Consider the following 21,007-nt stretch of genomic DNA (forward strand, 5'->3'; position numbering starts at 1 on the left):
ATTTGTACTAACTAATTTATTGGCCTTTGAATTGGAAGTATGAAAATTAATAGCGCATTGGTACTTATTCGTTATTAGTAAGAAATATGGATTTTCTTGGAAGTGCTATCATCTAGATATAATTGGGCAACCAAATTTGCTACACCCGTTAAACAACTTCATTAAAAGCATTTTTAAATGTTGTTGGGATTAAATTCTTATAGAAATCAATCTGTGCTTGTTCGTATTTATTGATATGGTGTTGTAATTTAAATCTGCTGCTGAGATTTTATCTCGTTAATTAATTTTTTCATTAAACTCGGTCATGCTACACAGCAATCTCCGTTTTACTCATACTAATAAACTAACTATTTATTACGATGTTGGTGACTAGCGTATTGAGCTTGCCTGCTTAGGAATGAACAATGATTCCTGATAATTACAGAAGGTTAAACCAATGGATTTTTAAAAACCCTCCCTCACGCAATTTGACGAGCTCAAGTTATACAGTGAGATGGCGGAAACATCTTGTTAATGATTCCACAATTACATTGTGAATAATGTATTTGTTGTCATAAATATACTCGTACTTGCACAACGCCCGTGAGCTCATCAGAAGGTTCAATAATACGAATTTCTTTATACATTACAGTCACTTGTTGAGCCATCCGAAGGAATTTAAGAGATGATTAGTTGACTTCAAATACTTGTTACACTACCTTGAAAATTGAGTCATTCTTTCAGCCTCTTCGATTTTACTGCGCGAAATATAGGCATCTTTTCGATCTCCACCTTTCCAATTTGGATCGTTGTACTCTTGTCTAAATTTTCCAAGTAATTGAGCATTACTATACCCTTCCTTTTTAAGGTATTTTGCCCTCGGGTCTTCTCTAAGCTGGCGATGAACATGTCTCTCCTGCCTTTCAATGTCTTTAGAATTGCTTATTCCCATATTATTTCTCTCCCTTAAAAATTCAATAGATTATCACACAAATTGTAATTACGGGCTTAGATACAAAAATAATATCTTTAATTTAAACCCTGCCATCATACACCTATTTATACGCAATCATATTCCCCATCGTTACTCAGGAATTTTGAAGTTTTGAAAATGCTCCCTAAGAAGGGCCCTAATTTGGCTTTGTTGGTAACAATGATAAATGGTGGAACTCCGTACACTAAATTAACTCTGAACCTCAAAATTAAAATCTGCTCTGTCAATTTTCACTGGCGTTACATCTTATTAATTAACGATAAATAAACTTTCATATTTATAACTACATAATTGCAAATTGCAGTACATATAATAACCTAAGCTCATTATCGTTATTGATATGAATTATGTTTAAAAATGTGACATGAGGCTATGAAGTAGCTGTAATTAGAGGCTTGGAGGTTCAGCTGAAATACTTTTTTCCTTCTCAAATAATTTATCTGTAGAACTTTCATTCCTTTTAAAGAAGTAAGGAGATTCTTCAGAATATACTATTTTTTCCTCCGAAACAGTTTTACTAAGAGATGAATTCTTTAGCCTTGTATTCAAAACTTCTCCTATGAAATTCTTTATTTTTAATAGGTTATTGACTTGTTGATTGGCTTTGACTTTTCCCTCAGGTTCGAAAAAATTCTGATTCAGAAAATCTCTTTCAAAGGTTTCCGAATCCTTAATGCTCATAAACAAATTCGATGGAAATAATGAACAACTAATTTCTCTTTCTAAATCTGGATTAGAGTCATTATAATTAAAAATCTTAGAGGAATAGACACCACTTTTAAAATTCCAAAATATTATAACTCCCCTTTCAATTAAAACTTCACCGCCATAATGAGGTTCTTGGTTTGAAAATTTTTTTATCCTTTCTTGAGTGGAGACAACAAAGGACGTTTGTCTTTTAATTAGTTGGTTAAATATTAGAGCAATTCCCGAATGACAGCTTTTAAAATTTTTTAATGGGCTTAAAACATAAATACGATCTTCGTCAGACACATAAGCAATATACGCAAAAAGTCCGGAGATTACCTCATTTGACTCAACCCGGGAAAAGTCTCCATGATAATAGTTAATGTCTGGTTCATTAGTAACAATTAAAAATTTAGATTTTGTAGGCATAGGACTCAAAAGATAATGGAGGGAATTCATAACCTAACCACAGATTACATAAAATGCAAATTTAATTTGAATCCTGCAAATCTTAGGTTTTTCCGTAGATTTGAGTTCGTTCAGTAGATAATTACTGTTACTTTATATGAAGCTCAAGATATAAATACGCTAGGCGAAGCTCTACTAAAAATGCCCACGACCTCCAAGTAGTATAATTTCCATTCATTATTGTAGGAAGTCTACAATTTGAGGAAAGAAGAACGCTAATTAGGGGAGCCTATTATAAATAATTCAAAATCAAAAAGTGCGGTAGTTCCTCTATGACAATCCTTGGAGTTATTTTTAATCCCTTTTCGGGCATTATAATGAAATTCATTTAAATAACTAATCTTTTTGAATATTTGCCTGTCCTCCGGAACTCTATAGTATGGCCAAATAAACAGGTGTATTGATATTTGCAAGAGCGAACAATCTAATGGCAATGAAATAGTCATTCTTGCAACTGCTTATGCCACTTTCAATTAAGTTCAATCGGCACTTCTTCATGGTCCTTAAGTTGATGTAATTTATTTACAAAATCTCGGACTGTCTTTACTGGCGTACCAACAATAGCATCAGCTCTTCCTTCCTTTATAAACCTTCGTAGCGATTTTCCCAATTTGCCATCTCTTAAGGTTGATAAATGCCCTAGAAGATTATCCGATTGGCCTTCCAATACTTTGTGAAGAGCTATCACCGCTTCATTTTTCTGCTTGTAACTTTTTTGAAAGGATGTGAAAAAGGGAAAAAAATATTCTTTCACTTCGGAGCCTTCTCCATTTTTAGTATTAACAAACCTTTGTCTATTATGAAGATAATTATCAATGATTGTTATCAAATTATGTATGGCTTCAATTTTTTGGGTATCTTCTAAATCCGCCCGAAGCCTTTTTACTATTGAAGAAGTAGAGCTGTGAATAATCTCCTTATACCCTGGCAGTAGTACATTTTCAGGAGCTCTTCCTAACCCACTCGAATCAAATTTAAATTCGCAAGGAATGATTATAATTTGATCACAATTCATAATTTTGAAGGTTTCGCATATTTTCATTCTTACACGCTCAACCGTCGTGTTTTTCATAAGATATTGATTATAAGCAATTATTAAAAAATAATTTTGGTTTTTTTCTATATTATTTTTTTCTTGAGCCATTACGTTGCTATCAAAGCGCTCTGAGGCTACCATACATCTACCTACAACGGGGGCCCCATATAAAGTATGATGATTTCTAAAACAAAATTTAAGTTTGTTAACTGTGTCATTTGAAAAATCAGCAGGAAATAATAAATCTACGGAAGAAGTAATTTTTAAATTGTTCATTTTTTTAAGCCTATATGATTAATGATTTTAAATACGCAATTTGACTCGCTTCGTGATTTCATCATCCTCGTCTTCATCCTCGGTAATGGGACTCACTATAGACTTGTTCTCAGATTTTAAGTTTTGCAAATTGTATTTTGCTCGTTGATCTTTAGACACACCCGAAAAAAGGGTCTTTTCAAGTTCACTTTTCTCTTCATCGCCTTTAAACATCCAACTATCTAAAGCTTCTTGAATTTCTCCAATATGTTGTTGATCAGCGTAACCTCTATATTGATTGCCATCGCCAATAGAAAAAAAATAGTTTCCGGTAGGTCCGTTGCCATCAACTTCCAACATCATAAATATCCGACCTTCCTTTGCCTGCTTATCATAAAATTGTTCAGAGTCATTAGAACTTGGAAACGGAAAATATATATTCCCGTTTATATCATGTTTTGGCTCACCAAATTGCTTTCTATACGCTTCTACAATTTTCTCCCACTCAAGAGTAATTTCTTCTTTTCTCTTTCGAAGCTTTTCTTTCTCAATACTATTCATCTCTTCAGATTGAGGAGCATGAGGGCGCATCATTAATGTATTATAATGATTATCATTTGATGAAGAGCAGGAGTGATAGTCTAGAGTAAGAGTTGATGCTAATTTTGAGAGAATCATGGCCATCTCCTTAATATTCACATTGTTGATGTCTTTATAGTATTTATTTTCAATGAGTATTTGTATTGTAAAAATGCGCCATTTTAAACTAATATTGTACAGTTTGTTCGCTAGTGCTAGATTAATCCACTACAGTTTTCAATCCTATAGATATTAGAAGTTAATTGAATATGAATGAGGAAATAAAAGGACACGCCTTTGTACACAAATTTAATTGCCCCTTGAGTTGGAAATTTTTAAAGCGGGAACCTGAATGTTCCAATAAATTTTGAAGTTCGTAAGTTTAGGCTGAAATATTGCAATCGTTATCTTTACTTTAAAATGGTATGAAGGATGCGGCGATGTATGTTTAGATGCGCATTTTAAGAATACTTTGGGAATTATCTCCTCTATAAAGACACAACCTGTAATTTATTACAGGTTGCGAATTTTTCAAAGTTTAGTCACCATACCTTATGGTACCTAGTAGGTGTTATGTAATGACAGAATACCCTAATGCAACTCTCTAATTTTTCTTAATTATTAAGCTGTTCACTACCAATATCCAATCAAAACGGTAGCTTTATCCTCATCCAAGCATCCCTCATCTATTGCATTTTTTAGACATCTAATTTCTTGATTATCATAACTTTTATTAATAAGTGAATAATCTCTACCAAGATCTTGACTGAATATAGTTTCATCCACATATAAATGCTGCTTTATTCCATTAACATCAAAATTAAAACCATCATCAGATAGCAATAGAGTAAGTTTAGGCCCAGGAAAAAAACTTGGAAACCCATGGTGGTTATTGCCATGAGCAAGTCCAGAGTAAAAGAGATAAGGCTTTGATTTATGCTCCTTATTAAATATCCTTCGGGCGTTTTCATTAAAGATCAAATCCCTTTTTTTGTAATACTCATCCCAGTCTTCTTGTGTCGGACGTCTAAAATATTCCGGGCTTCCCTCTCTAGCCTTTAGACAATCTAGTAGCACAACTCTGATTCCCGCTTGGATTGCTGTTGTAGCTACTGCTTTTGTATCATCACATCCATTTATTATTCCCGAATTTATAGCGACTACTCCCTTGTTATTTAGTGCTCGATCAAATATGTTCTGATCATCATCGTTACCAAACTCAAAGAATAATGTTTCAATACCAATTCTCTTAAAATATTGAAAATTTGCAATCAAGAATTCTTTAGGAAATTTATGCTGATGATGTTCATTAATGAAAATTCCTGGCGGAATACCTTCAACACAACCACTCTGGATTACTCTCTTAAAGGAAGTATCCAATTGTTTTAATTTTTTTGCATGCTTTGTAAATTGGTTAAAAAAAATGTCATTTGCTAACTTAGATTGGCTCATGATAATGACCTCATACTAATGAAGCGCTTTATCTTAGTTCAGATGAGAAACCAAGTGCTTTAAGCCTGGACACTGGTATTGGAGAGGATTAGTTGATTAGCGCCGTTTACAAATAACTCCGCCCAACCTCGACAACAGTGTCCAGGTAGCGCATCATCATTTGTTGTAGGCGTATTTGTTGCATTTTAAATAGAAATATTAAATATGCGTTCATTGTCACATTAAATTAAGCATGCAATCAAGTTTAAATAATCTTATGAATTCATCTAATTAAATGGTTCTTAGAAAAATTTTCTTAATTTACCTTGATAGGAGTGAATGGAGAGCATGCATTAATTTCCTATTTACGATTTCATTACGAAAAGTATCTAATTTAAGTTGCTCAGATTCTCTTTTTATCCCAAGTTTGAGACCCCTAACACTTTCTCTTTACTAAAGCTGCTTTAAAAGATCAAATTAATTGTACAACCAACCAAAATAATAGCTTTGATGGTTGGTTGCATGAGTATCTAGTACGGTATTTCTAGCAATATTAGTTTTTGAATAGCTGTCATATTACCAGCCATGTTTATCTCTTCCATCAAGTCAGTAAAACCCTCTTCAGCTACATAACTCTTAATGCAATCAATAAAAGAATGATTTGTTGCATGAAATTGTATGAGACACTTTATGTTAATCAAAACTCATACCAAACTACTATAATCCCAGATTTATCTGCCGAGAAACTCCGAATTGACCCAATGATTTGTTCTCAGCTCCCGTCCAAAACACCTTTCAAGGTGTCATTTAATTGTTATAATACTTCTTAAATCACCAGGTTTGATAAGTTAATTTAGAAACTCGGCCACGAAATTTGAACTTTACCTAGAAGTTTTCTGATTACATATAGCATAAACTCAATGTGAATTAACAGAAATTGAGTAAGAATGTTATTCTCAATTGTAAAATATAAATTAAATACAATTGCTTAGAAGTACAATTTTTAAAAATTCGTCAATTGTCACGGGGTAAGTTTTGAACTATAATTATTAAATAAGTGCAGTTTGGTGTAGTTTTATGATTCTCCATCGTATGGATTTACATCCTCTTCTCACTCCATATATTATGAGCATCGATATATTTCATTCAACTTCACCATTTCCTTTCTATTTATATCCTAGTTTATTAACAACAATTACTTTTCAATATGAAGGCGACGGCGTGGAGGTTATCCAAAAAAATAAGCGTGATAAAATAAAAATGTGTGGTGTTACTGGATTAATAACACAACCTTTGAAGTATCAAATACTTCAACCATTAAAATCGGTCATAGTAAGATTGTATCCTTGGGCAATTCCCAAATTTTTCAAAGAAGCAGCAAATGCCCTATCAAATCAATGTATTGGATTAGAAGATATTGTAAGCAACCAAAAGATTTGTCTTCTAATGGAAAAAATTCAACACAATCCATCACCTTTAGCGATAATGTCTCATGTTCAAGATTTCTTTATAGAATTATGTTTAAACAATGACAATACCGAATCACAACGGCTTATAAAGGTCGCTTATGAGATTGCTCAAAATCCATGTGGTACTATTCAAGAAATTGGAAAAAAATATTCATTCAGTAAGCGAAGTCTGGAGCGTCATTTTTTAGAGATAATAGGCTTAAGCCCAAAAAAATTTATGCTTTCTGCTCGCTTTCAACAAACACTAAAAGGGCTAAGAAAAGGGACCTGTTGGTCTTCAATCGCCAATGACTTTAGTTATGACCAATCACATTTCATTAAAGGATTTCAGGCGTTTACAGGTTTAACCCCACAACAATTTCAACTAACAAATTTTCCAGTAAAGAATCCAACCGAATGTATCTCATTTTATCAACAGGAGAAACATGCGTCCGAATATACAATTAATTTAATGATGTCTAGATAATAGGAATTTTATTAGATTAGATGGAGAAAGTCTAAGCAGAGTTATTACAAAATTTATTCTATCAACTGCCGAAATAGATGTTACCTTCTTATAAAGTAAGAAAAGGATTATCAAGGTATATACCCATTGTACAAGAATACCAGGACGAATTCCTTGTCACTTCTCTGATATCTAATGCTTAATAAGCATTTCCATATTTAAATCTCGTTGCATGTATATCTCAATAAGGCAGTAAGTTACCTTTCTAGAAGTATATAATCTGAACCCATGGAGCAATTTCAAAATATTTAACTCAAGAATGAAGTTCCATAAATGGTGTAAGTATATCAATTCAAATTATCGCACCATTAGTTCTTATGGTTATAAATTGTCGCTCTTTTACAATACCACAATTTTATCATGGTGCATATTTATTAATCACTGAGTCGATTAACTGCATTTAAAAAATGTATGCACTAGTTAGTGTTTGCGCCAATTCTCAGTGATCAATCTCAATTAACCCAATTAAATGGAAAGTGAAATGAACATTGAATTAATGAAGACGGTAGATAAAAAATCTATTCTGCAAGTTGAAAAAAGGGTATTTGATCAGGATGCATGGAGTGAGGAAGATTTTGATAATCATATTAATGGGACCTCCTACGTTATCCACGGCTGGTTTTCAAATGTAATCGCCTACATCTTTACCAAACAACACTCCACTCATACTGAGATTATAAGAATTGCAAAAGATAAAGATAAACAAGCTGATGCAGTTTCAGTAGGGGAGTTGCTAATGCAAAAAATAATAGCTGATGAACTTAGTCTATCCAGTAGGAATAATAGAGCAGCATTGATGAGGTTAACTGTAAAAAGTAATAATAAAAAGGCCATCACTTATTTTCAAAGATTTGGTTTTCGTATTCGAAATCAAGGAATTGATGTTGATACAGTAGAAATGGAAGCCAATCATCACGCTCTTACTATAAGAAAAGTCTATGTAGATTTTTTTAAAAAGCTGCATGAGCTGCTAATTAGCTTTGACGAAGGGTCTAAGTCTTTACCGCACGATAACCTCCTGCGAGAATCCTTAATAAATTTATCTATTGATTTAAATTTCTTATGTAATAAGTACTATTATGAAAATATTACCTATGAAAATTTTCAAAACTCTGAAAATTTTAAAGAACTTGAATCATCTTATTACACAAATTTGACGGAAATAAAAGCAAAACTACCTCGTCAATACAAAGAGCTTCATCTCTCTATTGATGCAATTTTAAATCATTTTGCTAAAACGACTCTCGAATTAAACTTCAACTGTATGAATAATACTATAAACTCTGGTATAGACTTTTCCTCACCACAGAAAGAAACATTACTGAGCATTAAAGGGGCAATCCATAAAATTAATAGATCACAATTAAACTTGAGGGACTTAAGGAATCTAAATGACGTATTAAAGGTTATCAATGACATTGCCCAAAATTCTCAATATGCAGAAAATTTAGTTATTTATAATCAACAATTGACAGAATTATCTACAAAAATCTCTGTCAATCGCTCAACAAATTGGACAAATTTGAGTACTAGTTTGGCGCTACTAAAAGGACATATTACGCAACAACTTCAAGATTCAACGCAACAACTTCAAGATTCAACGCAACAACTTCAAGATTCAACGCAACAACTTCAAGATTCAACGCAACAATTTCAAGATTCAACGCAACAATTTCAAGATTCAACGCAACAATTTCAAGATTCAACGCAACAATTTCAAGATTCAACGCAACAATTTCAAGATTCAACGCAACAATTTCAAGATTCAACGCAACAATTTCAAGATTCAACGCAACAACTTCAAGATTCAACGCAACAATTTCAAGATTCAACGCAACAACTTCAAGATTCAACGCAACAACTTCAAGATTCAACGCAACAAGATGCATTAAAGCAGATTGCAATATTGCGTTTAAATGTAAAGCTCGAAAATTATCTACATAATAGACAAAGTTATTATGTTAAAGGAAATGAATATCAAAAAGAGATTAAACAATACTTTTTTCCATTTTTTACTTGTTTTCAAAAGAGCTATGAACAAAAGAAGACTGCCGTTTATGCTCTCCGTCATGCCTTAAATGGAGAATCAACAAACCTTATAGAACATTTATCCACTTTGGAGAATGGTAATTTAGGTAAAATGTTACGAAACATAATAAAGGAAGGAGTGGCTGATAATATCGTGGGAACAACAGTTAGAACAGTCAGGGAATTTGTTAAAAATTTGGATGAAATTAACAACGGACCTGAATGTGAATATTTTTAAGAATATTTGTCTATTAAATTAATCTGCTTTATGAGTCTCAAGGATGAGAATAAATACAAATCACTACTTAATTGAGCCTTTAAATTTTCCGATTTCAATGCAGCCGTAGCGACGTCTGACTTAAACGTTGAAATTGTGAAACCAAGAGCGATTTTAGGCTTTTAGAAATTTGACAAGCCACTGTAATAACTAGATTCGTTATACCTAAAAATTGTGATTAATCACGATTTTTTTAACTTGTGTAGTACTTTTATAACAATACCTAAATTATGCACTAATTCGATTCCCATTGCAAAATCTAATAGTGAAACCCACTTTTGTCTTGATTGAAATATCCAGCTAATAGTTCAAATTTGTCGCATATTTACAATACAGAAGCCAAGACAGTAGACATAATTGACCTTTGAGTTTGGTCAGGATGTAAATTGACAAATTATGAGAATGCCGTATCGGCTTATCAATTCGAGAGATATCCATTTTACGTCTCATTACTCAAACAGGGTATGGTACTGAAGCATGCACTTCTAAAACATCAACATAATGAGTTACTTAATAATTTTAGCTAATTAACACCTTCTTAGGAATATATATGCCATTCTTAGAGTCCGTTAAACTTTGCAATTTTAAATCAAATCTTGCGAGCAAAGAGAGTTTTCTTTTGGATTGTGTAATGGAAATTCCAGAGGCTCCTTTATTTACACACTATGAGCCTAGTGTAAGTGATGTTCGCTTAATTGATAAAAGTACTGTTGAATTATTAAAAGGGCAGTTAGATGAGATTCGTGATGTAATCGAGCGACATAATAATGATAAATCGGGTATCCAATTAATATTAGATAGAAATGAAAAGCTTCCTGAATTACAAGCGTTCTATCGTACTATTTTAAATCGATTTAGACATGTATCATTTAAAACCATCTTAAGAATTTCATATGAATTGGATGCTTTAATTGATACTGCAATTAATAATAACTCTGTGCTAGATGACAGCTTGTTTAATTTGAATACTTTCACCCATGATGAGTATAATAAAATATCAAGACTGCGTTCGGCTCCTCCAGAAAATATATATGATTCCTCTTTAGCACGTGAGCTTGATTTACAATTAAATTCTTTATCATTTTTTGTGGTTAAATTGCATTTGACTCAAAAAATCTACATTAAAGATATTCAGAAAAAGCTAATGCATAACGGAGAAGAGTTAAGTGTAGACAATATTATTTGTCCCTATACTCGAAGAAAAATTTCAGTTTCCTCTACATTAAACACGCAATACCAAGCAGAGAAATTTTTAGCAATTTATTTAGCTCTTGCAAAATTATCAAACCCCAGTCAGGAAGATGAAAGTGAAGAAATCCGGGATTTTTTAAACAACCGTACACCTGGGGGACGAGATGCATATTTACAAAAAGCTGAGAGAATTTTAATACGCTACTTAGTATCCCCAAAGCAATATTTATTTTCGCCAAGTCAGCAGCAATTTTTAAATGATATTGGAGCGGCAGAAGCTCGAAGACAAATGAGTCATTCTATTGATTTACGCTTTAAGAAATTATCTCTTCGATACTCTCACTTGTGGAAAAATGAGAAACCCTTTAAAGAAAATGTGTTGGCGGTGTTAATGGATTATAATAAGCAAAACTCGTGTTTTCCTCAATTAAATTTATTTATTACTGGGCATTGGAATCGCCATCATAATAGGCCCGTTGCTAGAGCGATTGCACAGCTTAAGAATGGAGACGTTTCAAAAATACTAAGCGAATTGGAAATTGAGATCACGAAACATCCAGGATTTAATAGGCAAGGTTCACTCATGCGTCGTCTAGACTTCATCCTATATCAAGAGTTTATATCAAATAAATCTGAGATGCTTTTACAGGCAGAAGATCCTAGCAATAGCGGTGAGTCTCTATTGAGAATGGGCCAAATTCATTAATCGTAAAGTTATGACCATCGCAACAATCATTATATTTTGTGATATTCTAAATTAGGATATGGAAGCGAACATCTCCCAAATTCAATTTTGTAACAAACGATAAATTTGCACTATCTCATGCCTACCAATATTTTTCTTAATTATGTTCATACATGAACATAATTATTTACTATCTTGGGCCAGGGAGTTTTGCAAATCATGACAGCTATGAATTAATTAAGATTCATTGGAATAGTTTTTAAATGCATTTCTACATATATGCAAATCACATCCAGTCAAACCACTTCTATCCATAATATTATTTTATTTTCTTCAGTTCGATAGTATTTTGATTAAAAGGGAATTTAACCAAGGAGCAAGCGTTCATTGACATACATAAGAGTAATTGGTTGACTTTAGTTCTAATGTTTAAATTTGGCGCATTATTACAATACCAATTATTCAAGGGCATACATAATTATATCAACTTTACCCAAATCCAGAATCGGGATGACCAGAAAGGTATTTATCTATAATGATATAGGCACAGGGCCAAATTCCACGAGCGATATAAAGGAACTATTTACATCCAAGGATATATTTAGCTCTACACCGGATGTCCTCGAAAAAAATTTTGATTTTAACATGGATGGCTTAAGTAATCCGGTGTTTGTTGTTCCTGGTGGAAGTACCACCTTAATTGGTCATCGACTAAAGCCTCAAATGGATAAAATTAAAATTCAATTTAAAGATAGATATGGTTACGTGGGTGTATGTGCTGGAGCATATTTAGGAGTTTCAGATGCTGAATTATTCCATCTCCATTATGAACCAATGAAAGAAAATCCGAAAGCCTCTTTTTTATGCTCAACGAACACAATAAAGATAGCACTGGATATGATTAATGACTATGGAGCATTTGGGGCATTTTATCCAAATGAAAAGCATCGATTCGAAACTACTAAAGAACTAATTCCTTATAGAGTTTCTATATCCTCAACCAAAACCAATAGAGAATTTTCACAGCTGTATGTTGCAGGGCCAGCATTTTATCCTATTGATGACAAACCGAGAGCCCAGGTAATGGCCTATTATAAAAATTCCAACCAATACACTCTTTTTAGTAATTCGCATTCAAATTTTAATTCCCTCCCTGCAATCATTTGTAGAGCTCCAACTGAAAAATCTGGAGGAAAATTTCTTGCAGCTACACATATTGAAACCTGTATCAAAAATAGCAAATTATTACGTTTCTTTAAACAAGAAGGTTTAAAGCACAATTCGCTCCAAGAAGGGGAAATCGAAATTCTTGAAAGCGAACAAGAATTGGCTAGAGGTGAGATAGAATTAATGCTTAAAGAAGCATTAAGCGATGACTATAAACCTTAGATTATATTTCGAGCTCAACTTTCAAGATAATTAATGAATCTTTTATAATATTTAACCTACTTACCAAATTATCACTCGTTGTTAACAATCAGTAAATACATAAGCTACATTTTTGAAAGAAATTCTATTACTGGATTGAATACAATTCCCTCTCGAGTATTCAGCATTTTGGTGGGCATCCTCCCTCATAGTTGTCATTAATTTATTATGAGATAGTTGTCCCATAAAGATTGAGTGGAGACTGATTAGCGAATGTTTTGCACCACGTGGTGTGTTGTGTAACAAAGTAATTATGATATTGGCGCATTTATACAATACTAATAATTCTGTTACGTACATCCTTATTCACAATAAATTTCAAAATACTAATTAATGAGAAAAATATGCTAAATAGCAAAATAACAGCCTTCTATAAAGCTATAAGTTCTGCTCAACCTCTTGAGAAAATTAAGCAGTTAATGGACGATATAAATCAGAATGAGAGGGAAAAGGTAGCCGATATAGGCCTTGTATATGCTGCATCTCTAGGATTAATAGACATTATGCGCTATTTAGCAGCATATTTGAAATATACGCATTTACCGCCACACTTCTCTCAAGCGCTTAGAGAAGCCTCTATGAAGGGGCATGCGCAGGCCGTAGAATTTCTCTTGTCGCTTTATGAAGAGCGTGAAAATGAAACCATGAAATGGGGATTTCCTATATGGGATGAAGGCTTTGAGGAGGCCTTAAAAGCAAACAATGGGAATGTAGTCTCAATTTATGTAAATAAATTTAGGCATCTTACCGAAGTTGCTTTACTCGATGCAGCAGTCCTGGGCAATTTTGATATCATTAAGAATCTTTTGGATCTGCAAATACCGGATATAAATATTTTGAAGGACACATTTCGTGTAGTGTTGGTTAATGAGAATTGGGAGATTGTCAAGTATTTCTTATCTCTTATTGAAAATGACAAGCTTCCCTCAGACATTTTTAATGAAATTATAAGTAATAATATTGATATATTTGCTAGAATGTTTTACCCAGAATTAAAACAAATAAGAATTTCACTATATTCTTTAAGGGAAACACTCAGTCAAATGGATACTAATGCTACAGCTGCAATTGCAGGTTGGACTTTAGTCGACTCTATAATAGCTCATCAAAAGCATTTTCATAATTCACTTATTGAAAATAGAAAAGACGTAGATGAAAATTACCACGTATTTAAAAAATCATGCGAAACTACTATCGAAAATGCAAAATCTCTTTTAATTAACGACCCTAGAATTAATGAAAGTCTTAACAAGATATTGGCCGTTGTAACAAATTTTGCTTCAGGGGAAGCTCAAATAAATGATTGTGAAGAAATACCTGATCCACTCATAGAATCCCTTGAGCCAAATGACGATATCCCCTCTTCACTACCAAACAATAATTGTGATCTCAGGGAACAAGAAAATGATAGCACCCCTGCCTTGCTAGCTCTTTTACCCATAAGAAATAAATTAGCTGATGAAGCAAACTCGGAAATAGAAACGGTAGTAACACTGTTGCTTTCCGACATGGAAGATGCCATCAAATCTCACTATAAGGATAAAACGTATAATATAATACAAGCCTTTAATATTGCGATTGAAACGGCTAGGCCTATTTTAGAACAACACCCAACATCAGGTTGGAAAAAAATCATCGACGATGCGGTAAATGCTATTTACAAATTGTTACCAAATGCATTTAAAAGTGAAGGCTCTTTCACCAAACATATTTCATTTTTTGCAAAAGCTAGTCCATTAATGCAAGAAATTGAACAAGCTCGAATTCAAATCCAAACTTCCCTAATAGCCTCAGAAAATGATTCGATAATTTCTGAACAAATAGATGATGTGGATGAAATTTTAGCACATCATCAAACCAATTATTGCTAGCGTGTGGAGAATTCAGGCTTTTTGGGATGTTGATTTTGATAATGTCTTATCATGAGAGGGTTACCAAGGTGGCAATTTGTATTGCTCTCGCGGTCATAGGTTTGGAGGTAAAATGAATCATTCAATTTTAATAACAGGATGCTCTTCGGGTCTAGGCAAAGCAGTAGCATTGCTTTTCGCCTCCCAAGACTATCGGGTATTTGCAGGTGTGCGAAGCGCTGATGATGCTCAGAAACTTCTAAGTAAGAATAATAAAATTATACCCGTAATCCTAGATCTTAGTAATAAGGAGCAAATTGTCGAGGTTGCAAAATTTGTAGACCAAAAGTGCCTTCCAGATGGACTTTCCATTCTTATTAACATGGCAGGATATACACCTATTTCCCCGTTTGAGTATACAGAAGATCATGTTGTTCGTGAGGTATTTGAAGTTATGCTGTTTGGTCCTATAGCACTTACAAAAGCCCTACTCCCCACACTGAAAAGAAACTTTATAAAAAATGGAAATCGAGCCAAAATAATAAACATATCTTCCTGGGCTGCCATTGATGCAGGCCCTTTTACGGGAATCTATTCGAGTGTTAAAGCAGCACTTCTACGTTTGACCGAATCACAGTATTATGAGTTTCAAAGAATCGGGATAGATGCTATTGCCGTTCTTCCTGGCTTGATGAAATCACCGCTCCTAACCACAAAGGCTGAGGCAGAGGTTAAAAAATCGCTTATTAATCTTCCCTCAGAAGGTCTCTCTACTTATGAGGAATCCCTTTCACACATCTCAGAAATGGGGAATTTGACAAAGAACTCATACTTCGTCCCAGAACCCCATATTATAGCAAAGCAAATTTTTAAAATTGCAAAGAAAAAAAATCCATATTCTCGCTACTTAATTGGTAAAGATACTTTCTTAATTAATATTCTGAACAAGATTACACCACTTTGTTTGCTTGAAAATGCTAAAATGAAGCTCTATAGGATTAATAAACTATCAAATTTCAAGTAATGTACTCACAACTTTACCGTTGGGCCACTTAACCTGTTAAAGCTGCTTATTTGACCTTAATGAAGCTAATCCATGTCTTCCAACACTACTTCCATAATATCTTTACGGCATCATCTCTTACATGTTGGATTTATATAGATGTAACCAACTTCTTAGCATTATGCTATTGGAATTAGTGTGTGGTGCAGATTGGATGTAATACAACTTTACATTCTCTAGGCTGAGGTGATTCTGTAGAATGCACTATATCTGCAGCACACTATGAAAGCGGAATTTTACCAGATTTCACCATAGGGTCGTGCTTCAACTTCAAAGGACCATGCAGAAGAAGGTTGTTGCGTTAACCAAAACACAGTATTTGCAACATCATTTGGCTTAACAAAAAAATCATCTGCTTTATCTGGCATATATTCACGGGTTCTTGGTAAATCAACTACACCATCGATGATTACAAGAGCAATGTGAATCCCAAAAGGCCACAAATATTTTGCCATCGATTCTGCCAAACTTCGTTGCGCCGCTTTTGCGGAAGCAAACGCTAGCGATTTAGCGCCGCCACGTCTAGAGGCTGTGGCACCAATCACTATAATATTGCCATGGCCTCTTTTTTTCATGGAAGGCGTTACTGCCTTAAAGATGGCAAATAAGCCTAATGTATTAACACGCCAATTTGTTTCAAATGTTTCTAGATTAATTTCCTCAAGATTACCCCAGGCGCCGGAGCCGGCATTATAAATTACGACATCAATGTCCCCCAAATCCTGATTGATCTGATTAATTACTTGTTGAATTGCTTCCGGATCACTGACGTCACATTGGTACACATGTGAATTTTTAAGTTCACTGGCTAGCTTCATTATAAACTCTTTCTTGCGTGCTAATAATGCAACGATATAACCCTCCTTGGTAAAGCGGGATGCAAATGCTGCACCATTTCCTGGTCCAACACCAATGACAACACAGACGGATTTATTCATAACTATCCTTTAATATTTTGAATACAATTTAACTACCATCGCAGCGACCAATTCCCAATTTCTGGAATCAATAATAGGGCTAGAGTAAGACTTCAGCCCTGACATCGGCATTTAATTAAGCCATATTTTTTTACTAATCGCCCCATTGGTGGAATTATAAATTTTTGAGGTTTTGTGTATTGTAAAATGGCGATTAAATTTGCTAAACCTATGGTTATATGAATTCAATTCCAACTGTAAATTTATTACAGTATCAAATTCTTCTTGAATGGGTCAGCTGTTCCCTATCGATCCTTCATCCATTTTGCTTCGCAAATGGTATGCATTGAGTCAAGATTAAAATCATAAGCGGTTGATTATATAATCTAAAGCAAAATTGCAAAGAGTTTGAAAGACACTGTCTTCGAAATACCTATACCATTCACAATGGATGATATGGGACACCAATTGGAAAATCCTAAGGCCAGAAATGACCTACATCATAAGTGCATCATTCCTCCCTATTACACTCTTTTAACCTCATTTTGTCTTCTTCATTTTCAATGCATAATGGAGAATTAATGCACTAAACTTGGGATCTGGTAAGATTATATCCCCTTTATCAAATTGTATGGGGTCATACCTGAAAATGCTTTAAATTCCTTAATAAAATGGGCTTGATCATGAAAATTGAAGTTGTTTGCAATAGATGACCAACTTGCGCCTCCCAGTAACATTTTAAGAGTTTGTTGAAATCGAGCAGTCAGCATATATTTTTTGGGGCTTAAACCTATGGTCATTAAAAACTGACGCTCAAGATTCCGCTGACTAAATCCATACTTCATTCCTAATTCTGCAACAGTTCCGTTTGGATTTTGAGCTATATCTAACGCAATTTTCATGATACGAGAATGATCAATAGCATTGTCGTTACTTATATATAAGTCTAAAAAGAACTCCTGGATGAGAGCTAGTAATGCTGATGATGAGCAACTATTTATTTGAATTCTCTCTTCTAAATTTATAATTTTTTGAGCATTTACTAAATCGTCTAATCCAATCGATTGATTTGTTATTGTATTTGCCGCTTCTTTAAATATTCTAGGTACTCCCCAAGGGTAAAATTTTACTAGTATGGTTTTTGTCGAAGGGGAAATTATTTGAAAGGTTCGTGGTCGAGTTATTAATCCGGTAATTCCACTTATCTTGAGTCTTTTGCTTTGGTCGTCTTCTAGAAGTGCAAGCTCTCCATTAATTTGAAATCCAATTGTAGGAAAAAGACTTGGGTAAACGTGATAAGGCAATGTTGAATTCTGGTGAGCAATTTCAATGCTTTTTATATAAGGATACAATAGTGGATGTAAATCTTGATGTTGCTTGTCCATTGAATTATCTCAAAGGTATCTTCTTCTATTTTAGTCTATTTGAATCATGTTTTCATTATGATCATCCCTGATCATTCACTCTATATGTCTTTAAATTAATCAATAGTTTCAGAGATAGGCATATCCCAATTTTCCTTCATAAATTCGTTTTCAATCAACCTGCTTGCTCGATTATAGAGAAAACCTGGAAGAGATTTCTTCATGTTTTGAAGCATGGAAATAGCCTCCATTCGACTTAAAGATGGTAGCATAAATCTCAAATTATCCATGATTTGAGCATCCGACAAACTTTGTTGATATCGTTGCATTACTTTCATAAGTTCTTCATCGTTATAGTATTTCCATAATATGGTCTTTTGATAATTTTCCTCGTTTTCTATATGTTGTAAGTAAACTATCAAAAATTTGTTAAATTCTTCATATACATTATTCGTCAGTTGCTCATTAGCAATCGCTTTATTTAGAATTTCAATATGAGATTCTAGTATTGCATGCTCAGACTCAATCATTTCGACCGTATCCTTGAATATCCCGTATAGTGGATGAATGAATGATTCCTCTGTTTGGGAATGTTTATGTAAGTGCGTTATCATTGCACCGAGTGCAATTTTAACTTGTGAGCTTTGTGCTTGATTATTAAAATCTGTCCTTCCGATTAGGATGGATAATTCAAAGAGGCGCTGACGTTGCGCTTTATGAATTAACCGATATAGATCCATTCTCATATTTTTACCTCATTCTTTGCCAACTTATAAAACCATTATGGCTATTGCATTAATGGATGTATTGTAAAATTCCGACAAATTTGTTTGAGGTATAGAATCCTGCATTTTAATTGAAAGCACGCTATAGAATGTAACCATAATAATGTCATCTTATATGGACCCTAGTCCATTTCTGAAATTTAATTTGATTCCTTTATTGCCGTATAACTAGTTCTGTAATTGTTCAGTGGATGGCTATAAGCAAAGCATATCAACCCGAAGTTATTATATTTCGCGATTCTGAATCGTGTTCTAATAGGGTTTATGAATTTGACGCATTTTTACAATATTAATCATTCATTATCCTGCATAATAATTTATCATTTTGGACAAACAAAATAACTGCATAGCAGAAGCTCTCTTCAATACATTATAAAAATTTTATGAAATGTACCGTACTAATCATTTAATATTTCATGGGAGTTATTATGTATACAAAGCTAATTGACCTTGATAACAAATCGGCTGCTGAACTAGTTCAAATCTTTACAGCCCTTCCAGTTGGAGTGCTATCTCTTGATCTGAGCTGGAATGACCTTAGCAACAAAGAAGCTTCTGATTTGGCAAAAGCCTTTATAGCTATTCCTATTAGCGTAGCCTTTCTTGATCTGTGCAGGAATAACTTTCACAAAAAATCAGGAGCTGAATTAGCCAAAGTCTTTGCAGCTATTCCTCCTGGGGTGACCTCACTTGATTTAAGAGGGAATAACTTTTACAAAATGTCGGGGCCTGAATTGGCACAAGCGTTTGCAGCTATTCCTGCCGGTGTTACGCATCTTAATTTAAGCTGGAATCACCTAGGCAACAAATCGGCTACTGAATTAGCTCAAACTTTTGCAGCTATTCCTGCTGGCGTAACCTCACTTGATTTGTACAGGAATAATCTAGGCAATAAATCGGATGCTGAATTAGCACAGGCCTTTGCAGCTATTCCTTCTGGGGTGACCTCGATTTATTTGAGCGGAAATAATCTTGACAATAAATCAGCTGCTGAACTGGCACAAGCCTTTGCAGCTATCCCTCCTGGAATTACCTTGCTTGATTTGCGGGGGAATAATCTTCACAACAAATCGGTTGGTGAATTAGCTCAAGCCTTTGCAGCTATTCCTCCAAGTGTGGCTATAAACTATGGCAACATTAATCTTCATAAAAGATTCAATAATATTAGCTTACTGAAGCGATGTTTCTATGAGAGAACTATCGAAACTGACTCCTTTAGAGCAATCAGCATATTTCTTCGGAGGGTTTTTTCTCCTTTTCAGAAAGGTTTTAACCAAAAATGAAAGGCATTTAAATTTACTTAAGTCATTTTTAAGAGCGACAGTGTCTTTATGAGAGCATTTATAATTTCTAGGAAATTGCAAATTAGCCTAAGCTTTTAGAATTTACTAAATTAACACTTTCACAGAAGTTAGAGAATATTATACGTTATTTTTCCAAAATCCTTTAGAATATGAGACTTATAATGGGTTAAAAATCTCGCTACTATAGGTTGATTTTTTAGCTGTAGAATTATTGCTGCAAGTTTTCAATCACTTGAACCAGGGCTCTTCAATTACCACCTACAGTGTTTTTTATCAAATCACAACCCCTTAGAGTGGGATGCCTTAAAATGCTCCTTAAAGTAGACTCTTGATAATCCACATCACACACCAATTTGGCAATACACAAGTTGCACTCTTATAACACTACGGATTTTTTGTTTGAAAGGATTGTCGGCAATCATGTGTATTTCAGTTCCTTTGCAATTTCTCGAAGTGAGGATGATGTAAACCCTGTGTCTACATTACCGCAAAAGATGAGCTCGCCCTTCTTGTCATAAATAGCCTAATAGAGCGACTCACAGTATTCTCGCACCTTTGGTGGGGTCAACCCTCTTATAACAAACTCCTCTCGTTGTGCATTTCATTATCAGGTCTTTCGTCATCTTGTTTGATAGTACTCATCGTTACTTTGGAAATAAGGAAAGTTCTAAAACACCTTATCGCCAAAACTACCGATGTAGTTACTGTAAAG

General features: G+C 33.9%; 15 protein-coding genes. 7 read left to right on the top strand and 8 right to left on the bottom strand.

Going from position 1 to position 21,007, the window contains the following annotated elements:
- Positions 1-694: 694 nt before the first annotated feature.
- From PXX05_RS08415 to PXX05_RS08435, 5 genes are all read right to left on the bottom strand, one after another.
- Positions 695-931, bottom strand: a complete 237-nt coding sequence (locus PXX05_RS08415) for a hypothetical protein (RefSeq protein ID WP_275087782.1) — start codon at positions 929-931, stop codon at positions 695-697.
- Between the two features lie 429 nt (positions 932-1,360).
- On the bottom strand, positions 1,361-2,089 hold the full coding sequence (locus PXX05_RS08420) for a hypothetical protein (RefSeq protein ID WP_275087783.1): 729 nt from the start codon (positions 2,087-2,089) through the stop codon (positions 1,361-1,363).
- Between the two features lie 508 nt (positions 2,090-2,597).
- A complete protein-coding gene (locus PXX05_RS08425; RefSeq protein ID WP_275087784.1) occupies positions 2,598-3,440 on the bottom strand; it encodes a hypothetical protein in 843 nt (280 codons plus the stop codon).
- 27 nt (positions 3,441-3,467) lie between these two features.
- Positions 3,468-4,097, bottom strand: coding sequence for a hypothetical protein (locus PXX05_RS08430; protein WP_275087785.1), 630 nt, complete (start codon positions 4,095-4,097; stop codon positions 3,468-3,470).
- 534 nt (positions 4,098-4,631) lie between these two features.
- Complete coding sequence (locus PXX05_RS08435; protein ID WP_275087786.1) at positions 4,632-5,450, bottom strand: TraB/GumN family protein; 819 nt, start codon at positions 5,448-5,450, stop codon at positions 4,632-4,634.
- 1,104 nt (positions 5,451-6,554) lie between these two features.
- Between PXX05_RS08435 and PXX05_RS08440 the strand changes: the two genes are divergently transcribed.
- The 6 genes from PXX05_RS08440 (at position 6,555) to PXX05_RS08465 (ending at position 15,886) form a co-directional block, all read left to right on the top strand.
- The gene (locus PXX05_RS08440) at positions 6,555-7,364 is read left to right on the top strand and encodes a helix-turn-helix domain-containing protein (protein WP_275087787.1); all 810 of its coding nucleotides are present in this window, start codon (positions 6,555-6,557) and stop codon (positions 7,362-7,364) included.
- Between the two features lie 520 nt (positions 7,365-7,884).
- A complete protein-coding gene (locus PXX05_RS08445; protein ID WP_275087788.1) occupies positions 7,885-9,669 on the top strand; it encodes a hypothetical protein in 1,785 nt (594 codons plus the stop codon).
- Between the two features lie 589 nt (positions 9,670-10,258).
- On the top strand, positions 10,259-11,605 hold the full coding sequence (locus tag PXX05_RS08450) for a DUF5617 domain-containing protein (protein WP_275087789.1): 1,347 nt from the start codon (positions 10,259-10,261) through the stop codon (positions 11,603-11,605).
- Positions 11,606-12,094: 489 nt separating this feature from the next.
- Complete coding sequence (locus tag PXX05_RS08455) at positions 12,095-12,973, top strand: BPL-N domain-containing protein (protein WP_275087790.1); 879 nt, start codon at positions 12,095-12,097, stop codon at positions 12,971-12,973.
- A 383-nt stretch (positions 12,974-13,356) separates the two neighbouring features.
- Complete coding sequence (locus PXX05_RS08460) at positions 13,357-14,883, top strand: hypothetical protein (RefSeq protein ID WP_275087791.1); 1,527 nt, start codon at positions 13,357-13,359, stop codon at positions 14,881-14,883.
- Positions 14,884-14,995: 112 nt separating this feature from the next.
- Complete coding sequence (locus PXX05_RS08465; RefSeq protein WP_275087792.1) at positions 14,996-15,886, top strand: SDR family NAD(P)-dependent oxidoreductase; 891 nt, start codon at positions 14,996-14,998, stop codon at positions 15,884-15,886.
- 275 nt (positions 15,887-16,161) lie between these two features.
- On the opposite strand, the gene PXX05_RS08470 is transcribed toward PXX05_RS08465, so the two are convergent.
- The 3 genes from PXX05_RS08470 to PXX05_RS08480 all read right to left on the bottom strand — a co-directional run bounded on the left by PXX05_RS08470 (position 16,162) and on the right by PXX05_RS08480 (position 18,952).
- Positions 16,162-16,863 (bottom strand): SDR family NAD(P)-dependent oxidoreductase, encoded by a 702-nt coding sequence (locus tag PXX05_RS08470; protein WP_275087793.1) that lies wholly within the window; start codon positions 16,861-16,863, stop codon positions 16,162-16,164.
- Between the two features lie 587 nt (positions 16,864-17,450).
- The gene (locus tag PXX05_RS08475) at positions 17,451-18,227 is read right to left on the bottom strand and encodes a helix-turn-helix domain-containing protein (protein ID WP_275087794.1); all 777 of its coding nucleotides are present in this window, start codon (positions 18,225-18,227) and stop codon (positions 17,451-17,453) included.
- A gap of 95 nt (positions 18,228-18,322) precedes the next feature.
- Positions 18,323-18,952 carry a hemerythrin domain-containing protein gene (locus tag PXX05_RS08480; protein WP_275087795.1) on the bottom strand — a complete coding sequence of 210 codons (630 nt, stop codon included), beginning with the start codon at positions 18,950-18,952 and terminating at the stop codon, positions 18,323-18,325.
- Positions 18,953-19,419: 467 nt separating this feature from the next.
- Here PXX05_RS08480 and PXX05_RS08485 point away from each other — a divergent pair, with 467 nt between their 5' ends.
- Positions 19,420-20,274, top strand: a complete 855-nt coding sequence (locus tag PXX05_RS08485; RefSeq protein ID WP_275087796.1) for a leucine-rich repeat domain-containing protein — start codon at positions 19,420-19,422, stop codon at positions 20,272-20,274.
- The last annotated feature ends 733 nt before the right edge of the window (positions 20,275-21,007 follow it).

It is taken from the genome of Legionella cardiaca (assembly GCF_029026145.1).
In the GTDB taxonomy this organism is placed as follows: Bacteria; Pseudomonadota; Gammaproteobacteria; order Legionellales; family Legionellaceae; genus Tatlockia; species Tatlockia cardiaca.

What these genes read in the sequence shown, in the direction of transcription:
- PXX05_RS08450 (WP_275087789.1), top strand. Translation starts at nt 10,259, where the DNA reads ATGCCATTCTTAGAGTCCGTTAAACTTTGCAATTTTAAATCAAATCTT.
- PXX05_RS08460 (WP_275087791.1), top strand. Translation starts at nt 13,357, where the DNA reads ATGCTAAATAGCAAAATAACAGCCTTCTATAAAGCTATAAGTTCTGCT.
- PXX05_RS08455 (WP_275087790.1), top strand. Translation starts at nt 12,095, where the DNA reads ATGACCAGAAAGGTATTTATCTATAATGATATAGGCACAGGGCCAAAT.
- PXX05_RS08415 (WP_275087782.1), bottom strand. Translation starts at nt 931, where the DNA reads ATGGGAATAAGCAATTCTAAAGACATTGAAAGGCAGGAGAGACATGTT.
- PXX05_RS08465 (WP_275087792.1), top strand. Translation starts at nt 14,996, where the DNA reads ATGAATCATTCAATTTTAATAACAGGATGCTCTTCGGGTCTAGGCAAA.
- PXX05_RS08480 (WP_275087795.1), bottom strand. Translation starts at nt 18,952, where the DNA reads ATGAGAATGGATCTATATCGGTTAATTCATAAAGCGCAACGTCAGCGC.
- PXX05_RS08470 (WP_275087793.1), bottom strand. Translation starts at nt 16,863, where the DNA reads ATGAATAAATCCGTCTGTGTTGTCATTGGTGTTGGACCAGGAAATGGT.
- PXX05_RS08475 (WP_275087794.1), bottom strand. Translation starts at nt 18,227, where the DNA reads ATGGACAAGCAACATCAAGATTTACATCCACTATTGTATCCTTATATA.
- PXX05_RS08420 (WP_275087783.1), bottom strand. Translation starts at nt 2,089, where the DNA reads ATGCCTACAAAATCTAAATTTTTAATTGTTACTAATGAACCAGACATT.
- PXX05_RS08445 (WP_275087788.1), top strand. Translation starts at nt 7,885, where the DNA reads ATGAACATTGAATTAATGAAGACGGTAGATAAAAAATCTATTCTGCAA.
- PXX05_RS08425 (WP_275087784.1), bottom strand. Translation starts at nt 3,440, where the DNA reads ATGAACAATTTAAAAATTACTTCTTCCGTAGATTTATTATTTCCTGCT.
- PXX05_RS08435 (WP_275087786.1), bottom strand. Translation starts at nt 5,450, where the DNA reads ATGAGCCAATCTAAGTTAGCAAATGACATTTTTTTTAACCAATTTACA.
- PXX05_RS08440 (WP_275087787.1), top strand. Translation starts at nt 6,555, where the DNA reads ATGAGCATCGATATATTTCATTCAACTTCACCATTTCCTTTCTATTTA.
- PXX05_RS08430 (WP_275087785.1), bottom strand. Translation starts at nt 4,097, where the DNA reads ATGATTCTCTCAAAATTAGCATCAACTCTTACTCTAGACTATCACTCC.
- PXX05_RS08485 (WP_275087796.1), top strand. Translation starts at nt 19,420, where the DNA reads ATGTATACAAAGCTAATTGACCTTGATAACAAATCGGCTGCTGAACTA.